Origin of the sequence: Paenibacillus macerans (genome assembly GCF_900454495.1) — a bacterium.
Classification (GTDB): Bacteria; Bacillota; Bacilli; order Paenibacillales; family Paenibacillaceae; genus Fontibacillus; species Fontibacillus macerans.
This window is the reverse complement of record NZ_UGSI01000001.1, coordinates 961,882-978,530: the sequence shown is the minus strand read 5'-3', so window position 1 is coordinate 978,530 and position 16,649 is coordinate 961,882. Positions and strand designations below refer to the sequence as shown.

Sequence of the window (16,649 nt, the reverse complement as noted above, 5' to 3'; positions counted from 1 at the left end):
TTCCCCTACTTTTTATTCAGCCCGTCGTTCGGTACGGAGCCTTGTCTCGTTTTGTTGTCTTCGTTGATGTACGCCGGACGCTTCTTCATCTTCGGCCAGGGCGCCCGAATAAAGACGTCCTTCATATTCGTAAAGCTCAGAGGGGCGATCGGCAATAAATAAGGGACCCCAAACGATCTTAAGGAGACAAGGTGCATCAGGAGCGGGATCAGGCCGGCCAAAATGCCGTACAATCCAAACGTTCCGGCCAAGAGCATTAATCCGAAGCGGATTAGTCTGACCGCGGACGACATGCCGAACGTAGGGATGACAAAATTGGAGATGGCCGTAAACGATACGATGATGACCATCGCGGCGGATACCAAACCGGCTTGCACCGCAGCCTGCCCCAAGACGAGCGCGCCGACGATCGAAATCGCCGACCCGACCACCCGCGGCATACGAACCCCGGCTTCGCGGATGACTTCAAACGTGATTTCCATCAGCAAGGCCTCAAACAGGGCCGGCAAGGGCGTGCCTTCACGCTGCGCCGCCAGACTGATCAGCATCGTGGTCGGCAGCATTTCCGGATGAAAGGTGGTCACGGCGATATATAAGGAAGGAAGCAGCATGGCGACTAAAAAGGAAAGCAGGCGGATCCAACGCAAAAAGGTCGAAATATCGTAACGTTGATAATAATCTTCGCTGGACAGGAAAAATTTGAAAAACGTGACCGGGCAAATCAGCACAAACGGACTCCCGTCCACCAGAATGACAACTTGTCCCTCCAATAAACTTCCCGCCGCGGCGTCGGGACGCTCCGTGTTCATGATTGTCGGAAACGGGGTGAACACTTTGTCCTGGATAAATTCCTCGATATAACCGCCTTCCAAAATGCTGTCCGTATGAATGGCATCAAGGCGGTTAAGTACCTCTTGAAGCACGGCAGGACTGGCAACTCCCTCGATATAAGCGACGACAACCTTCGTTTGCGTATAAGTCCCCACCGTTCTGCTTTCGAAACGCAAATCGGGGGACCTGATTTTTCGTCTCAGCAAAGCCATATTCGTGGACATCTCCTCGGTAAATCCTTCCTTTGGCCCGCGAATGACGGTCTGGGTCGAAGGCTCTTCGACCGATCTGCGCGGTCCCCCCGGTATGGGGGCAACGATGGCGCCTTCCGTCCCGTCGATAATGATCGCGGCCGAACCGCTCAATAAGGAGGAGATCAGATCGCTGCCGCTGGTAATCCGCTTTACGTTTCCGGTACTGATTTGTTCGGCGATCGGCCGGTGCTGATAGTCCCGATCCGCAGCAAAAAAACGCTTGTCCAAATCGTCGATCAATTCGCTTAAAAGCATTTGATCAATAAGCCCGCCAACATAACAGATAGCGATGTCCTCTCCTTCCGGACCGCGGTTTTGCAGCCGGCGAATGACGACGTCGGAGCTGCCCCCCATTTTTGAGCGGAGATAAGCAAGCGTACCGGATAATGAGCCGCCCAAGCCATCGCTTAATGTTTGACCCATTTCCCGATCCGCAGGGGCCGTGGCTCTCCCCCGGCTTCCTTTTCGTAGATTTCGGCCTAGTTTCCTCATAACGCGCCTCCAACCCGTGAACTAACAGTAATATGGCCTATATCCATAATTTGTATTCGATTCAAGGAAAGCCAAAAAGAGCGGGGCACAAAGGTCATTCCTTTGCGCCCCGCTCTTGTCAATAATGTTTTTTAGTTTTCGCTTGCCCGTTCAAGTTTATCGTTCAATGATTTCGAGGTTGCCCTAGCTTGCCCGCTCCGCGCCGCCGCCATGACCAGCAAATAAATGACCATGAACATGCCCATAAACCCGGCGGAATACCGGTACATTACGGCGTAATCCGTAGCGGAAGCGATCGCTCCCAAAATGACCGATCCGATCGCAACGCCGAAATCGGTGGAATTGTAAAACATGCTGTTGGCCGCACCGTATTGCTCGGGCGAGCTGCTTCGGATCATCCAGGCCTGTAGCGTCGGCTGAATCGCGCCAAAGCCAAGCCCGTACAGCAATGCCGACAAAATCAGCATGCCCAGCGACGTTGTGAACGATAGGATCACCATGCTGGCGATCACCGACACGGCGGCGGGCAAAAGAACGGCGGCATGTCCCCTGCTGTCGAAGATGCGGCCGGAGATCGGGCGGATAATGACGATCGTAAAGGCGTTAAACAGGAAAAACAGGCCAACCTGGGACAAATGGACAAACTCTCCGTAAAGCGCGATAAAGCTGAGCAACCCGCTGTAGGTAATCGCCAATACAACATTTAAAAAAGCGGGGAACAAGAGCTTGCGGTTGAAGCCGCGGGTTATCTTGCCTTCGCCTTCCTTTCGGCCGCCGGACGCCTCCTCTTGATTAACCTTGCCCGCTGCTTGGCCGCGGGATGCGGGCGGCAGCGCCCGGGTCAGCAGCAAAAGCGGAATCATGATCACCACCGCTGCCGAACCGGCCAGCGTCAATGTGCCGAATCCAAACAGCCCCATCACGTTAAGTCCGATCATCGGGCCAACCGACATCGCCAAGCTGGTGGACAAACCGAAATACCCGATGCCTTCCCCCATCCGCCGGACCGGTATGATTTGCGAAACGAGCGTCGGCAGAATCGTGCTGGCGATCCCGAAGCCGACCCCGTATCCGGCCCTGACGATCAGCAGCCCCCCGACGGAACCGGCCAGGCTGTTCAGCGCAGTCGTGGCCGCCGCAATGGCCAGGCCGATGAACAACAAGCTGTTCGAAGACATTCTTTTTAACAATGCCGCCGCCAAAAAGCGCGTAACGATGGCGGAAGCCGCAAACACGCTGGTCACCAGACTGACCTGCAAATCTGTGGCGGCCAATTCGTTTTTGACGTAAGCCGAAAATGAAGACAGCAGCATATGCAAATTTAAAAACAGCAAAAAAGTAGAGATCGTTAACGAAATAAACGACCTCGTCCACAATGGCTCGGATTGAATGGATGCTTTCATCTCTGATTTCTCCCACTCTCTATCTGATTGTGCTCCAGCTGCCTGGAAATGTGCGCGTTGACCCGCTCCAGCAAATTCAGCAGCATGAGGTACTCCTCTTCGGACATGCAGCGCTTCACCTCTTCCGTGACCCCTTGCTCCAGCGCGATTGTTTCCCGGATTAACGCCCTGCCGCGCTCCGTACTGAACACCGCAAAGGATCGGCGGTCCTGCTTTCCGGTCTGCTTGTAGATTAAGCCCTTGCTTTCCAATAAATCGAGGATGCGCGTGGTCGTAGGCTTGTCTTTGCCGCAGCGGTCGGCGATTTCTTTTTGAATCAAACCCTCGGATTGGTCAATCTGATTAAGCACGGACCACTGCTCCGGGGTAATGTCGTACTCCTTCAAACGATGCTGCAGCAATGACGCGATTTTCCGGTAGGTCACGCCCATAATGAAGCCGACCGCCAAGTCGGCCCCGCGTTGATCCGCCTCCATCCGCAATACTTCCCTTTCCGCAAATTAGTTGTTATAACAATTATATTATAGCTAACTTTTTTTGTCAAAGCCGCCGGCAGATTTTTTCCGCTGCATAGGTCATTATCCTTTCCTTTCGGACATAGCCGCGAATACACTGCCAGTAAAACGCCGCAAAGGGGAATTTAATCCATGAAACCAGGCCGGCATCCGCGCCATGTAATCAGCAAATGGAAAAAAAACAAAGCGCTCCTGGAAAACAAAAAACTAAGGCCCTTCCTGCCGGAGATGCGCAAGTTCAGCCGGGCCAACCTGCTTAACATGCTTAAGAAGCACAAAATGGTTTACGTCAAACCGGTTAACGGCTCCCTGGGAAGAGGAGTGATGAGAGTGGAGTTGAAACCGGCGGCAAGCGCCGTCCCGTACCGGTACCAGCTCGAAACCAAGGCCCGTTCCTTCAAAACTTTCGACGAACTTTATGTGTCTATCCAACAGCATAAACGAAAGGGGGACTACCTCGTTCAACAAGGCATTCACCTGCTCACCTACCAAAACCGCACGTTTGATCTGCGGGTCATGGTCCAAAAAACGCCGCAAAAAGTCTGGAAAACAACCGGTTACATCGGCAGGCTGGCCCACCCTAAAAAAATCGTCACCAACTATCATAGCGACGGCACGCTAATGCCTGTGGAAAAACTGCTTTCCCCACATATGAAAGGCCCCAAAATCAAGGCATATTGCACAGACTTGCAAGACCTTGGCGAAGACGTCGCCAACCACCTTCATAAGGTTTTTCCCGGGATCCGCGAAATCGGCGCGGATATTGCCGTCGACCAAAAGCTGCGTCCCTGGATCCTCGAAGTCAATACATCGCCGGACCCGTATATATTCAGGAAGTTAAAGGACAAAAACATATTCCGCACGGTCATCCGCTATTCCCGTGCGAACGGAAGAGTTCAGCGCAAATAGCTCTAATCCAAAAACGCGGAGGATTGCCGCATGATGCCTGCAGCAATCCTCCGCCCGTGTTTTCAGGATACATACCGGTTATAAATCTTCATCAGGTTCGCGGCCGTCTGGTTCCAGCCGAACTTGCTTACCGCATCGCGTCTGGCCTGTTTGGACATTTTTGCAGCCGCTTCCGGATGTTTCGCCAACTGTAAAATCCACTTGGCATGCTCCCGGGGGTCCGAATAGGGCTTTACCAAATAACCGTTGTGGCCATGGCCTACGATTTCCCCGATGCCCCCGATATTGGAGGCTACGACAGGCAGCCCGGAGGCCATCGCCTCTACATTGACGAGGCCGAACGCTTCGTGCTCTTGAGAAGGACAAGCAAAGCAGTCGGCCTGACGGAAATAACGGTCGATCTGCCGATGCGGAACCTTCCCCACAAAGCGGACGGGCACCCGATGCTTGCCGGCCAACCGGCGCAGCTCCCGCAAATACCCGGCTTTTCCCCCTCCGACGACCGTCAGGCTCGCTCCGGCGCATTCCCGCCGCACCAGTTCGATGGCTTTGATCAGAACGGGGACTCCTTTGCGGGGGATGACCCTTCCGGCAAACAGCACCCGGAATTGACCCGGAGCGACTGTTCGCCGGGCTGGCGGTTTAAAACGTTCGGTATCGACTCCCAGGTGCACCGTATATATTTTACCCGCCAACCGGGCGAATCGCTCCGACAATTTCGCTTTCAGCGAATCGCTGTTGGCGACGATGAGATCGGGTTTGGCTATGCTGGCGGCCACCGCGGACGTATTTCTCACAAAAGTTAATGAATGAAGGAACAGGGAGACCGGCGTGCGCGGAAAAGCGGCTTTGATTTTGGCCGCGTAATGGGGCCGGTTGTCGACCTGAATCAGGTCATAGTTCCTGCCTTTTAAATAATTCAGCACGGAAGCGATATATCGGTTCGGACTGCCCGAAGGCACGCGGACGATCGTTAATTTGCCGGTGCGGCTCACCGGCGGCAAGCCTTTCGACTGTCTGCTGAGGATCGTAACGGTATGGCGGGCGGCCAGCTCTTTGGCGATCGCCAGCATGCAAATTTCCACCGATCCGTTCCCCGGAACCGGAATCTGCTCGGGCGCAACCATTAAAATGTTCATTTTATCCTCCTTACGCATAGGATCAGATGGCTTATTCACCATATGCGTCCGGAGCTTTGGTTGCTGCGGGGCAAAGGCCGAATTTAGAGTTCTATCATTTGACCATTTGAAAAAACGAACGAAGCGTCTTCACCCACGCGTTTTGCGCCCTTTTGCCCTTGCCGCACCGTTCCCGAATGATCTTGTCGTCTATATACCATGCTTCGTAAAGCTTGCCCTTTGTTTTATGATAATGCTTCAGCTCCCGCTCCCTGCGGTAAAATTCATCGAAACTCATGCGTATGACCTCCTTACGGCTTCCCGTTTGATTCTAGCTGTTTAAACTGCTCTCATTATCCGCTTTAAAAGCAGGAAGAAAAAGTGTACACTATTGCCAAAGCACTTCCCCTTTTAGGGAAACAAGCGGGACATGTCCGGGAATTACGGTTCTTTGTACTTGCAAGCATCAAGATAATATCCGCTGTGGAGGCGATCGCATATGTTAACGGCAGAACGTTATGTAACTTTGCTTAATCATTTTTCCGGGCCGGAATCGACGGAAACGCGGGAAGTGGAGGTGGCGCTGGAGGATTTGACGGAGCTGTTTCACTGCACCGAGCGAAACGTCAAGCTGATTATCCGCAAGCTGCAGGAAGAAGAGCTGATCGAGTGGCATCCCGGCCGGGGCCGCGGCCACCGCTCCCGGCTCGTTCTCCGCATCGGCCGGCCCGCTTTTCTTCTGCAACTGGCGCAAACTTTGGCGCAAAAGGGGGAATACCGGGAGGCGTTTGAATTCCTCAATCAGCGCGAAGAGGATAAGCCGGTGGTGGAACAGTTTATTTTATGGTTAAACGAGCAATTCGGGATCGAGCAACTCGCCGCCGGCCAAAGCTGCAGGGACATTTTTCGTTTGCCCGTATACAAGAAGCCGATGACGCTCGACCCGGCCAACCTGTTTTACGGGTTCGACTCGCATTTGGTCCGGCAATTGTTCGACCGGCTGGTCCAATTCGACGGAACGCTTGGCGAAGTCGTGCCGATGATCGCGCACCATTGGGAGCATAACGAAAACGGTGACGAATGGACGTTCCACCTGCGTAAAGGCGTCCGTTTTCACCACGGCAAAGAGCTGACCGCGGAAGACGTCATGTTTACCTTCGGCCGCCTGAAAGACGGTTCGGCCAACCTCTGGCTGTTGGCTACCGTGGAACGGATGGAGGCGCCTGACCCGAGAACGGTCAAATTTTTCCTGACCCAGCCGAACTGGCTGTTCCCCCGCCTCCTCTGTTCATCCTGCGCTTCCCTTCTTCCCTCCGACCTGCTCGGCCGGGATGAGCAAGCTTTTTGGACGCAGCCGAGCGGCACGGGCCCTTTTCGCCTGACGCACTGGAGCGACAGCCGGATGGAGCTGGAGGTGAACCCGGCGTATTTTCTCGGCAGAGCTTATCTGGACGGCGTGACCCTTGTGTTCCTGCCCGACAACATCCCGAATTCCTCCAGAATCAAATGGGAGCAGATTATCGGAGGCGATACCCGCATTCCCGATCGTGCCGGAACGGATTGGGAACGGATCGAGAAGCTTTGCAAAGGATGCAGCCTGATCAACTGGAACCGCAACAAAAAGGGGCCCCAGCAGTCGCTGGCTTTCCGCCAGGCGGTCAATCTGATCATTGACCGTCCCGGCATGCTCGCGCATACCGGAAAACCGGGATACCCGGCCCGCAGTTTCCGCCCTACCGAAGATGCCGCGCTTGGCATCCACCGCCACGATCCCGCGGCGGCCCGGCAGCTGCTGGAGGAGTCCGGATACGACGGCACCCCAATCCGTCTTATCGCCAATTATCTGGACCGCGATGAAGCGGAATGGATCCGGTGGCAATGCGCCACGATCGGAATTCCTGTGGAAATCCGCTATGCGGATAAATCGAATATGGCCAACACGGCCGATCTTTCCCAGGAAGCGGACTGCGTTTTGTCCTGCCTTGTTTTCGCCGAAGATGAAGTTTGCGAGTTGGAATGCTATTTGATGGATAACAGCTTCCTGCGCCGGACTATGCCCCCGGAACTGACCCGCTGGGTGTTCGGCATGGTGTCCGAGGTGCTGGCTTCCTCCTCCGCGGAACGGCGCCAGGCTTTGCTTCGGCAAATCGAATTCCGGCTGCAGGAAGAGGCGCAGGTGATGTTTTTGGTTCATCAAAAGCTGCACACTTACGTCCACCCGTCGATTCGGGGGCTCGCGATCAACAATCTCGGCTGGATGGATTTTAAGGACATCTGGCTGACCTCTGCGCTGCCGGCGGGATAAAACGGTGATGTCCAATTCCGCCAAGCTGGGGTATAATGGAAGAAAATGCTGGAAATACCGATCCGGGAGTGTATTTAGCCGTGGCGAAAACAAAGGTGTTCATTAGCTCCGTGAACGAAGACGGGTTGAAGCCTCTCCGCAAAACCGCGTTCCGGGAACTGGCCGCTATGGGGCATGAGCCGGTCATGTGGGAGGAGAATCTCGGTCCGTGGCCGGCCGGAACCGATCCTGTGCTACGCTGCCTCGAGGCGGTGGAGGAATGCGACATTTATCTGTTGTTTATCGGCAGCAAAGCCGGGACCTATGAGCCCGATGCCGATCGAACGGTCACTCATCTCGAATTCATCAAAGCGTTTGAAGCCGGGAAAACGATTCTCGTCTTTGGCGACGTACAGCTTAAATCGCTGTTTTTCGGCAGCGTCAAGCCGCTGCTTGAACCGTTCATCGACCGGTTTATCGCCAAGGAAGAACGTTTTCCGAGCTCCAGGCAAATGATGGATATCCTTGCTGCCGAGCCCGGCCTGCCTCATCATATCGATCCTTACATATGGCTGCTGCTTTACGACATCGCCATACGCAAAATATACATTGACGATCTTTCGCTGGGCGTTCCGATCGATTGGCGCGGGTATTTCAGCGACCTGCTCAGGCGCGGCGCTTTGCTGCTGCCGCTGGAGCCGTCAATTGAGCAGAACAGCGAGCGTCTGGAACAGTTCGATCATGCGTTCGAGCTGATCAGCGGCCTGCTTCCGCAGCTGGAAATCGGCGGCCTGCGGGAGCCGGAGGCGTTTCTTCAGAGACTCATCTCCCCTTTTGAAGGCGGAATGATCGCACACCGTTACGGACAGTATATAGCCGAGCAGGTCGGTTACTACAAGGATTGCAGCGCGGCCACGCTATACGTCCGGTCGGACGACAGGCTAAAGGCCGTGGCTCAGGCCGGCGAGGCGAACGGACCGGCTGAATACACCCTCGACAACAACGGCTCCTACGCCGTGTTGACCTACCATTTGGGGAACCAGCAGGAGCAGGTTTTTTTCACGGAATCGAAAAGCATGTTCTATTACTGCATCCGCTCGGGAGAATATGTGCTGACGCTGCACTTCCCGGCCGACCCGTCTTGGGACTACAGGAAATTCATCCGCTACAAAGAGAGCGCCAATCATGCTATAATGAGTAAAAATCCGGTCATCATCCAATTTGTCAAACTATGTTTAGGAGGGATGCCGTCTTGAGTCGCGGCGTATTCGTATCCAAAAACGGAGTCGTCTCCAAAGCCATCGGTTTTCAGCCGAAGGAAGCGCTGCTGTTTGCCCCTTCGGATAAAAATTCCTCCCAAATTTTGCGCGATCAGCGCTCGGCGATGAAACGCAACAACAAACAAATCAAGGACCGTTTTGCCCAGGCCAGCAAAAAGGCTTGAGCTCTCCAAATCATAAACCGCTTTTGCTTCGACATTAAAATGCCGGGCGAAGCGGTTTTTAGCGTTTAGGGCGGCTGAGCGGGGCTTCCCCTTTACGAATCTACTGCAGTCCGACGACAGCGCCTAAAATCATTGTGATAAACAGTTGTTGAATGGAATAGTTGCAAAATGTACAGCTGCTTATCCGCAAATGCTGCCATAGCGCTTGATCAAGTGTAAAACCTGCAATTACTCCGCTATCTTTTGAAGAATAGGCAAAGAGACGAGGAAATAGATGTATGAAATGCAATTAACCGAATGATTGGGCAAATGGATATATAGTTAGCTGTATGATTTGCAATTATTGATCAGAGCGGGGCCGGTCAAGCACACTTTTTCCCGCCATCCGACCAGACGAAATAAATAGACAGCGGCAAAGCCGTTTTTTGGCTCTGCGAAAGTGAGATTTAAGTATAAAAAAGTATCCTATACAACAAAATTGTGCGTACTTGTATCTTTGTGTGGCGTGAATTACGATGGTATAGGATGGTTTTTTTAAATGAGATATCGATAAATATAAAAGGAGTGGTTATCATGAGCGCCAAACTGTTTTCCCCATGGACGGTAAAGCAGGTTACTTTAAAAAATAGGATCGTCATGTCTCCTATGTGCATGTATTCTTCCTCGAACCAGGACGGAAAAATCGCCGACTGGCACCGGGTTCACTACGCCAGCCGTGCCGTCGGCGGCGTCGGACTCATTATCGTGGAAGCGACCGCCGTCGCCCCCGAAGGACGGATTAGCTATGACGACCTCGGCATCTGGAGCGACGAGCATATCGCCGGGCTGAAGGAACTCGCGGACCTTGTTCACCAAAACGGCGCCAAGATCGGGATTCAGCTCGCGCACGCCGGCAGAAAAGCGGTGCTGGACGAGACGATCGTCGCTCCGTCGGCCATCCCGTTCCCGGACATGAAAGTGCCAAAAGCCGCTGACGCCGGCGATATCCGGCGGATCGTCGAAGGCTTCCGGGAAGGGGCGCGCCGGGCGAAGGAAGCCGGGTTCGATGTGATCGAAATCCACGGCGCTCACGGATACCTGATCCACGAATTCCTCTCCCCGGTTTCGAACCATCGGGAAGATGAATACGGCGGCGACGCAAACGGCCGCTACCGCCTGCTCGGCGAAGTGATCGACGCGGTGAAAAGCGTATGGGACGGCCCGCTGTTCGTGCGGGTTTCGGCAAATGAATACGCCCCGGAAGGCAACTCACTGGATCAATATATCGATTATGCCCGGCGGATGAAGGAACAGGGCGTCGATTTGATCGACTGCAGCTCCGGCGGGCTCGTGCCGGCGCCGATCGACGTGTTCCCCGGCTATCAGGTAAATCTGGCGGATCAAATCCGCGCCCAGGCAGGCGTTGCTACCGGGGCGGTCGGCTTGATCAACAGCCCGCTCCAAGCGGAAGAAATTATCGGGAACGGCCGCGCCGACCTTGTGTTCCTCGGCCGCGAATTGCTGCGCAATCCTTATTGGCCTTACGAAGCGGCCAAGGAACTGCGCACCACGCTGGAGCGTCCCGTTCAATACCAGAGAGCCTGACCGCCGCCGGGGAGTGGTAAAAGCCGCTTTTCTAAAACCGGACCTTGAGCTTTTGTACGCAGGTTTGCGTAGGCTCAAGGTCCGGTTTTTGCCGCCTCGGCCCCGGCCGGTACGGCCCGCTGCCAAGCGCTGCAGTTGCTCCGCGGATCGGCCCTGAATTCGGCGGGCCTGGCCGAGCCCCGCTTGGATTTCCCGGGACGAAAGCTATATAATTTGAAGAGTGAGTTTGGTTAAGGAGTTGTCAAGCTGTTATGAACCTTTCTGATTCAATAAATCGTCCCGGGCTCGCCCCGGCCGGCACTGCTTCGTTTCGTGCGCCGAAGCGCGTCCTGATCATGACGGCGGTGGAGGCGGAGCGGGATGCCGTGCAACGCGGCCTGGGCGGACATGCCGGGGCCGAGGTGCGGCTCGCCGGCGTTGGCCCGGCAGCGGCTGCCGCGGCGACGGCGGCAGCGCTCGCTGCGGCTGGCGGCGAATACGAGCTCGTCATCAGCGCGGGCATCGGCGGCGGATTTCGCGGGGCCGCCGAGGTCGGTTCGCTGGTCGTTGCCAGCGAAATCATCGCCGCCGATCTGGGCGCGGAAACGCCGGACGGCTTTGCGAGCGTGGACGAGCTCGGCTTCGGCTCCGCGCGGATCGCGGTGGAACGCCGCCTTGCCGCCCGCTGGGCGGACGCCCTTGCCGCTGCCGGGCTTCCGGCCTATTGCGGGCCGGTCCTGACGCTGTCGACCGCGACCGGTACGGCGGAAACGGCCGAAGCGCTGCGGGCCCGCTTCCCCGGCGCGGGAGCCGAAGCGATGGAAGGCTACGGCGTCGCCGAAGCGGCGCGCCAGTTCGGCCTTCCGTCGCTGGAGCTGCGGGCCATTTCCAACGCGGTCGGCCCGCGCCGGCGCGAGCTGTGGAAAATCGGCGACGCCCTGCAGGCGCTGGAACAAGCCTGCTCAATACTACCGGAGGTGCTGCAATCATGAACATCGCTTTTTCCCCTTGTCCCAACGATACTTTCGTTTTTCACGCCTGGGTGCACGGACTGATCCCCGGCGCGCCCGAGTTGGACGTGACTTATGCGGATATCGACATAACGAACGGCCTTGCGGCATCCGGCCGCGGACCGGATGTGCTTAAAGTTTCCTACGCGGCTCTGCCTTGGCTGCTGGACGAATATGCGCTGCTGCCCTGCGGCGGCGCTTTGGGACGCGGCTGCGGGCCGCTTGTGCTGACCGCCGGAACGGATGGCGGCGCGGACGAGGCGTCCGCCCTGTCCGGACGCCGGGTGGCGGTCCCGAGCGAACGCTCGACTGCCTATCTGCTGTTCCGCCTGTGGGCGGCACAACATGTCCCGGGCGGCGTCGGCGAAATCATCGTCATGCCGTTTGACGAGATCATGCCGGCCGTGCAGCGCGGCGATATCGACGCCGGGCTGGTCATTCACGAAGCCCGGTTCACCTATCAGAACTACGGGCTCAAGATGCTTCAAGATCTGGGCAGCTGGTGGGAATCCGATACGGGGCTGCCGATTCCGCTGGGCGCCATCATCGCCCGCCGCTCGCTTGACCTGGCGGCCCTTGCCGGCTGGACGCGGGAATCCGTCGAATACGCCTGGGCGCATCCCGAAGCTTCCGCCGATTACGTGATGAGCCACGCGCAGGAAATGTCGCCGGAAGTGACGCAGGCGCACATCAATCTGTACGTCAACCGCTATACGGCGGAGCTGGGCGAAGACGGCTATGCCGCCGTGGCCGCCCTGCTCGACCGCGCCGCGGCCGAAGGGCTCGTCCCGAAGGTGGACCCCGCGAAACTGAGATAGAAGCGCCGGCCACTTGGCGGATATGCTAATTATGCGTCGACCCTCCCCAAATCTACTCAAAAAGGAGCCGTACAGGCTCCTTTCATTTTCCCCTTTTCTCTTACTTGAGTCCGGCTCCTAAGCTCCACCGCCAAAACGCTGGCGGTACCCGCATTTCCGGCACAGTTCTTCCACCGCTGTCCGGCGCGAAAACCCTTCGTACAATCGGTTGGCCCGTTCCCCTTCGATAATTTCTGAAAACGGGGTTTTGTACACGTTGCCTAAATTGATCACCCCTTCGCCGTCGAGGCAGCAAGGGATCACCGTACCGTCGACCAAAATCCCCGCCTGATTGCGGAGCGCATGGCAAAAGCCCTTGCCGTCGTCCTCCTGCGCTTTTAAATCCGGCCAGGCGAATTCATGATCCTGATTCAAGTAAATCCGCTCGGCCAATTGAACTCCGCTGCCGGGTACGACTTTCTCCTCGATGCGGTAGTCCAGGCCAAACTCTTTTTCGATGATCTCCAAAGTCTCGCGGTTGCGTTTGCGTTGCAAGTTCGTTTCGTTGTCCTTCGTCAAGTTCCAGAGCCGGAACGAAACGATCAGATCGGACGAAGCGACGGCCTCCCGGACGAAAGACAAAATGGAGTACAAATAACCCTCCCGGTCCGCGGAGCCTTCATGCCCGTCAAAGCTGTGCAGCGAAAAATTCATCTGACGCAGCGCCGGCTTGCCGAGCAGCTTACCCTTAACCTTCGGAATCAATGTGCCGTTGGTCGTGATGTTTACCTGAAATCCTTTTTCGTGGCTGATGTCCAGGAGCCGGTCGATTTTAGGATGCAGCAGCGGCTCCCCTTTAACGTGGAAATAAATGTAATCCGTATGAGGTTTAATGTCGTCCAAAATTTTGCTGAAGTCTTCCGTTTTGATAAACTGCGCGTTGCGGTGCGTCGGCGGACAAAAGCTGCACGCCAAATTGCAAATGCTGGTCGTTTCGATATAAAACTTTTTGAACTTTTTCATGTACTTGAGCCTACTTCACTTTGATTTAGTATTCGGGATTTGTCCGCACTAGTTGTATTAAATCCGACAAGATACATTTTCTCGCCACCACATTCTAACGGTTGCCACAGCCGCTATTTGCTCCAATATCGCCGTTTTCGAATTCTAACGGTTGCCATAGCGCTTATTTAGCTAAAACCCGGATATTTGGAATCAGATTTGAGCAGATAACTGCGCTCACAACCGTTAAAATTTAGAAAGGGGCTTTTTTGGCAAAATAGCGACTAATACAACCGTTAGATTTCTGGCGTGATCTCAAATGAAATAGCGGGCTAGGTGTACCAGAGATTTTGTGTAGGCGTTAATGCAACGCCAGTGTAGAAAAGGTTTTTTTTCGGAAAATAGCTGCTGCTATAACCATTAAATTTCCGGGCTTGTCTTTATTCTAGCTGATACGGGGCAAAAGCCCAACAAAAAATGCTCTAAAGCCGCCGAAGCTTTTCAGTAAAAGGTCATGTGGCTTTTTTCCGCCCGGTAGTAGTCGAGACGATCCGCCAGCGTTCCCGTATGGAATTCAAACAGATGCCCGTCGGGATCGAAAAAATAAATCGATTTTTTGTCCCGCACATCCCTCTCGCGCCCCGGCAGCACTTCTACGCTCAATTGCCGCAGCTTGTCCAGAACAGCGTCAAAATCCGTTTCTTCGATCGTAAACGCGATATGCGTGTATGTACGGTTCTCTTTGTCCCGGGGGATGTCTTCTTGATTCAAAGCGATCCATAAACCGTGTAAATCGAAATAGGCGAGTTTCCTCCCTTTCACGACCATTTTTGCGTCAAATACCTGTTCATAAAAAGCAATCGACCGCTCCAGATCGGCTACCGAAAAGCAGAAATGGTTAATTCCCTTAATATCCATTGGGCTCCTCCCAGCAAAAATTAGGGGCAAGGCCATAACGCCTCGCCCTTTATGCGGCACGCATTATGTGATAAAAATGATTTTCAGATTATGGCTTGGGCCGTAATCTGCACGATTTCGATAATAATCGGCGTCCCCGCCAATATCATATCCTGACCGAGCAAAAGCGTCAAAGCCTGGGGGGACAGCGTATACAGGCTGCCTTCCTGCATTACGCCGTTTATATACAAATTGGCATATGATTCGCTGCCAAGCCCGGAAAATGCGGCCGGCGGATTTCCCTGGTCATCCGTAAACTCGCTCGCCGGGACGGTGACATCCCCTTGTAAATTAGCAGGAGGAAAATAAAAGTAGCGGAACACGGTAGGCGTTACCTGAATCGCGCCGCCGGGAGGTCCGGGGGGGCCAGGAGGCCCCTCGGGGCCTTGCGGGCCTATCGGCCCCTGCGGACCCGCTTCTCCCACCGGCCCTGGATCTCCCGCTGGCCCTTGCGGACCCACTGGCCCCTGTGGCCCCGCTTCTCCCGCCGGCCCTTGCGGTCCCACTGGCCCCTGTGGCCCCGCTTCTCCCGCCGGCCCTTGCGGTCCCACCGGCCCCTGGGGACCCGCTTCTCCCGCCGGCCCTTGCGGACCCACTGCCCCCTGTGGTCCAGCTTCTCCCGCTGGCCCTTGCGGTCCCACCGGCCCCTGGGGACCCACTTCTCCCGCCGGCCCTTGTGGACCCACTGGCCCCACCGGCCCTGGATCCCCCGCCGGCCCTTGCGGACCCACTTGCCCCGGCGGACCTGGATCGCCCGCTAGCCCTTGCGGTCCCACCGGCCCCTGGGGACCCGCTTCTCCCATAGGTCCCTGCGGACCCGCCAGACCGTACGCCCCCGCTTCTCCCATAGGTCCCTGCGGCCCCGCCAGACCGTACGCCCCCGCCTCTCCCACAGGTCCCTGCGGACCCGCCAGACCGTACGCCCCCGCTTCTCCCACAGGTCCCTGCGGACCCGCCAGACCGCGCGGACCCGCTTCTCCCACAGGTCCCTGCATGCCCACCGGCCCCCGTGCACCCGCTTCTCCCGCCGGTCCCTGCGGGCCCACCGGCCCGATCGTTCCCGGTGGCCCGAGAGCTCCATGCGGTCCGGCCGGCCCTGTATTTCCCGCGGGACCCGGTCCCCCCGGAGCGCCTGCCGGGCCATTCGCCCCCGGCAAACCGGGGACGCCGGAGCAGCCACCCGCTCCCGGGCGTTCCATTTGCCCGTGGCGCTCATGAAGCAGATGCTCTATCCGCCGCATCCGTTTCCAGCATATGATAAGACGGCCGCGCAATCTCCGGTTTTGTGCACGCAGAGCATAATATGCGGCGGCCCTCTTTTTGCGGCTTCTCGTGCCTCTCTTTCTTTTTCCCCCTGGGGCACACTTTCCTTTCCCCACTTGCCATTCCTCCCACACGGAAATGCTGTATTGTGCCTCGTTATTCGCCTGCATTATCATACGTGCTTTCGTGTAGAGGCGAAATAGACAAATATCCTGCTCCCCCGCAAAAAATTGCATATTTTGCCGATGAAGATGCGCCGCTTCTATTAAGTCAACCTGATCATTATATGTGATATATCGAGTCTCTCGATAACATTCTAGATTAGGAGGTAATACCATGCCGGTAGTAAAACCCGTCTTTACCGCCACGGCCACCGCTCCGGTTGCATCGGGCGGAGCTATCACCACGACGGTTTCCCCGACCGTCACCCGCTTTTTCGCCACGATTACGGCCGCAATGATCGGAGCCACGGACATCACCATTCCCGCCGGGAGTTTCGTCGATGACACGGACACGGCCGTCACCGCTTTGCCCGCCTTGACCGGGAGCGACTTCTTTAATGTGTATGTCAACGGCGTGATCCAGCAGCAGTCACTGTCCACGTTGACGACGGCAAGCCTGGTTTTGGCTACGACGGATATCAGCGCAGGCGTTCCCGTTCAATTGGAAGTCAACAGCTTCGGCGATGTCACGTCCACGATTACGACGCAGCCCACAATCTCCGCCCCTACGATTACCATTACCACTTAAAGCGGCCATTTAAAGTGTAATATTGACTCCCCGCGTTCCATCGACTAAAATGGACCC

The 16,649-nt window shown here is 55.9% G+C and carries 16 protein-coding genes; 8 read left to right on the top strand and 8 right to left on the bottom strand.

What is annotated here, in order from left to right:
• Nucleotides 1-5: 5 nt before the first annotated feature.
• From DYE26_RS04550 to DYE26_RS04540, 3 genes are all read right to left on the bottom strand, one after another.
• On the bottom strand, nucleotides 6-1,577 hold the full coding sequence (locus DYE26_RS04550) for a spore germination protein (protein WP_036622580.1): 1,572 nt from the start codon (nucleotides 1,575-1,577) through the stop codon (nucleotides 6-8).
• A gap of 131 nt (nucleotides 1,578-1,708) precedes the next feature.
• A complete protein-coding gene (locus DYE26_RS04545) occupies nucleotides 1,709-2,980 on the bottom strand; it encodes an MFS transporter (protein ID WP_036622578.1) in 1,272 nt (423 codons plus the stop codon).
• Nucleotides 2,977-3,456: a MarR family winged helix-turn-helix transcriptional regulator gene (locus DYE26_RS04540; protein ID WP_036622576.1), complete on the bottom strand. Its 480-nt coding sequence runs from the start codon at nucleotides 3,454-3,456 to the stop codon at nucleotides 2,977-2,979. The genes DYE26_RS04545 and DYE26_RS04540 overlap by 4 nt, the downstream gene beginning before the upstream one ends.
• A gap of 171 nt (nucleotides 3,457-3,627) precedes the next feature.
• Between DYE26_RS04540 and DYE26_RS04535 the strand changes: the two genes are divergently transcribed.
• Nucleotides 3,628-4,404 carry a YheC/YheD family protein gene (locus tag DYE26_RS04535; RefSeq protein WP_036622574.1) on the top strand — a complete coding sequence of 259 codons (777 nt, stop codon included), beginning with the start codon at nucleotides 3,628-3,630 and terminating at the stop codon, nucleotides 4,402-4,404.
• A 62-nt stretch (nucleotides 4,405-4,466) separates the two neighbouring features.
• On the opposite strand, the gene DYE26_RS04530 is transcribed toward DYE26_RS04535, so the two are convergent.
• Both DYE26_RS04530 and DYE26_RS04525 read right to left on the bottom strand, forming a co-directional pair.
• Entirely contained in the window at nucleotides 4,467-5,543 is a 1,077-nt protein-coding gene (locus tag DYE26_RS04530; protein ID WP_036622572.1) for a glycosyltransferase family 4 protein, read from the bottom strand.
• A 94-nt stretch (nucleotides 5,544-5,637) separates the two neighbouring features.
• Nucleotides 5,638-5,820 (bottom strand): hypothetical protein, encoded by a 183-nt coding sequence (locus DYE26_RS04525; protein ID WP_036622570.1) that lies wholly within the window; start codon nucleotides 5,818-5,820, stop codon nucleotides 5,638-5,640.
• Nucleotides 5,821-6,021: 201 nt separating this feature from the next.
• Between DYE26_RS04525 and DYE26_RS04520 the strand changes: the two genes are divergently transcribed.
• The 6 genes from DYE26_RS04520 to DYE26_RS04495 all read left to right on the top strand — a co-directional run bounded on the left by DYE26_RS04520 (nucleotide 6,022) and on the right by DYE26_RS04495 (nucleotide 12,641).
• Entirely contained in the window at nucleotides 6,022-7,827 is a 1,806-nt protein-coding gene (locus tag DYE26_RS04520; RefSeq protein WP_036622568.1) for an SgrR family transcriptional regulator, read from the top strand.
• Nucleotides 7,828-7,907: 80 nt separating this feature from the next.
• Nucleotides 7,908-9,062 carry a DUF4062 domain-containing protein gene (locus DYE26_RS04515; RefSeq protein WP_164815282.1) on the top strand — a complete coding sequence of 385 codons (1,155 nt, stop codon included), beginning with the start codon at nucleotides 7,908-7,910 and terminating at the stop codon, nucleotides 9,060-9,062.
• Nucleotides 9,059-9,250: a hypothetical protein gene (locus tag DYE26_RS04510; RefSeq protein ID WP_036622564.1), complete on the top strand. Its 192-nt coding sequence runs from the start codon at nucleotides 9,059-9,061 to the stop codon at nucleotides 9,248-9,250. Before DYE26_RS04515 ends, DYE26_RS04510 begins: the two co-directional genes overlap by 4 nt.
• Nucleotides 9,251-9,823: 573 nt before the next feature.
• Nucleotides 9,824-10,834 carry an NADPH dehydrogenase NamA gene (gene namA / locus DYE26_RS04505; RefSeq protein ID WP_036622562.1) on the top strand — a complete coding sequence of 337 codons (1,011 nt, stop codon included), beginning with the start codon at nucleotides 9,824-9,826 and terminating at the stop codon, nucleotides 10,832-10,834.
• A 251-nt stretch (nucleotides 10,835-11,085) separates the two neighbouring features.
• Nucleotides 11,086-11,805 carry a futalosine hydrolase gene (locus DYE26_RS04500; RefSeq protein ID WP_036622560.1) on the top strand — a complete coding sequence of 240 codons (720 nt, stop codon included), beginning with the start codon at nucleotides 11,086-11,088 and terminating at the stop codon, nucleotides 11,803-11,805.
• Complete coding sequence (locus DYE26_RS04495; RefSeq protein ID WP_036622558.1) at nucleotides 11,802-12,641, top strand: 1,4-dihydroxy-6-naphtoate synthase; 840 nt, start codon at nucleotides 11,802-11,804, stop codon at nucleotides 12,639-12,641. Before DYE26_RS04500 ends, DYE26_RS04495 begins: the two co-directional genes overlap by 4 nt.
• A gap of 117 nt (nucleotides 12,642-12,758) precedes the next feature.
• On the opposite strand, the gene DYE26_RS04490 is transcribed toward DYE26_RS04495, so the two are convergent.
• The 3 genes from DYE26_RS04490 to DYE26_RS34490 all read right to left on the bottom strand — a co-directional run bounded on the left by DYE26_RS04490 (nucleotide 12,759) and on the right by DYE26_RS34490 (nucleotide 15,820).
• Complete coding sequence (locus DYE26_RS04490; protein ID WP_036622556.1) at nucleotides 12,759-13,643, bottom strand: radical SAM/SPASM domain-containing protein; 885 nt, start codon at nucleotides 13,641-13,643, stop codon at nucleotides 12,759-12,761.
• A 480-nt stretch (nucleotides 13,644-14,123) separates the two neighbouring features.
• Entirely contained in the window at nucleotides 14,124-14,540 is a 417-nt protein-coding gene (gene fosB / locus DYE26_RS04485) for a metallothiol transferase FosB (RefSeq protein ID WP_036622554.1), read from the bottom strand.
• Between the two features lie 83 nt (nucleotides 14,541-14,623).
• A complete protein-coding gene (locus DYE26_RS34490) occupies nucleotides 14,624-15,820 on the bottom strand; it encodes a DUF4183 domain-containing protein (protein WP_164815250.1) in 1,197 nt (398 codons plus the stop codon).
• Nucleotides 15,821-16,178: 358 nt separating this feature from the next.
• On the opposite strand from DYE26_RS34490, the gene DYE26_RS04475 reads away from it, so the two are divergent.
• Nucleotides 16,179-16,592, top strand: a complete 414-nt coding sequence (locus DYE26_RS04475) for a DUF4183 domain-containing protein (RefSeq protein WP_036622552.1) — start codon at nucleotides 16,179-16,181, stop codon at nucleotides 16,590-16,592.
• Nucleotides 16,593-16,649 lie beyond the last annotated feature (57 nt).

What these genes read in the sequence shown, in the direction of transcription:
- DYE26_RS04490 (WP_036622556.1), bottom strand. Translation starts at nt 13,643, where the DNA reads ATGAAAAAGTTCAAAAAGTTTTATATCGAAACGACCAGCATTTGCAAT.
- DYE26_RS34490 (WP_164815250.1), bottom strand. Translation starts at nt 15,820, where the DNA reads ATGCGGCGGATAGAGCATCTGCTTCATGAGCGCCACGGGCAAATGGAA.
- DYE26_RS04550 (WP_036622580.1), bottom strand. Translation starts at nt 1,577, where the DNA reads ATGAGGAAACTAGGCCGAAATCTACGAAAAGGAAGCCGGGGGAGAGCC.
- DYE26_RS04520 (WP_036622568.1), top strand. Translation starts at nt 6,022, where the DNA reads ATGTTAACGGCAGAACGTTATGTAACTTTGCTTAATCATTTTTCCGGG.
- DYE26_RS04500 (WP_036622560.1), top strand. Translation starts at nt 11,086, where the DNA reads ATGAACCTTTCTGATTCAATAAATCGTCCCGGGCTCGCCCCGGCCGGC.
- DYE26_RS04545 (WP_036622578.1), bottom strand. Translation starts at nt 2,980, where the DNA reads ATGAAAGCATCCATTCAATCCGAGCCATTGTGGACGAGGTCGTTTATT.
- DYE26_RS04530 (WP_036622572.1), bottom strand. Translation starts at nt 5,543, where the DNA reads ATGAACATTTTAATGGTTGCGCCCGAGCAGATTCCGGTTCCGGGGAAC.
- fosB (WP_036622554.1), bottom strand. Translation starts at nt 14,540, where the DNA reads ATGGATATTAAGGGAATTAACCATTTCTGCTTTTCGGTAGCCGATCTG.
- DYE26_RS04495 (WP_036622558.1), top strand. Translation starts at nt 11,802, where the DNA reads ATGAACATCGCTTTTTCCCCTTGTCCCAACGATACTTTCGTTTTTCAC.
- namA (WP_036622562.1), top strand. Translation starts at nt 9,824, where the DNA reads ATGAGCGCCAAACTGTTTTCCCCATGGACGGTAAAGCAGGTTACTTTA.
- DYE26_RS04525 (WP_036622570.1), bottom strand. Translation starts at nt 5,820, where the DNA reads ATGAGTTTCGATGAATTTTACCGCAGGGAGCGGGAGCTGAAGCATTAT.
- DYE26_RS04475 (WP_036622552.1), top strand. Translation starts at nt 16,179, where the DNA reads ATGCCGGTAGTAAAACCCGTCTTTACCGCCACGGCCACCGCTCCGGTT.
- DYE26_RS04540 (WP_036622576.1), bottom strand. Translation starts at nt 3,456, where the DNA reads ATGGAGGCGGATCAACGCGGGGCCGACTTGGCGGTCGGCTTCATTATG.
- DYE26_RS04535 (WP_036622574.1), top strand. Translation starts at nt 3,628, where the DNA reads ATGAAACCAGGCCGGCATCCGCGCCATGTAATCAGCAAATGGAAAAAA.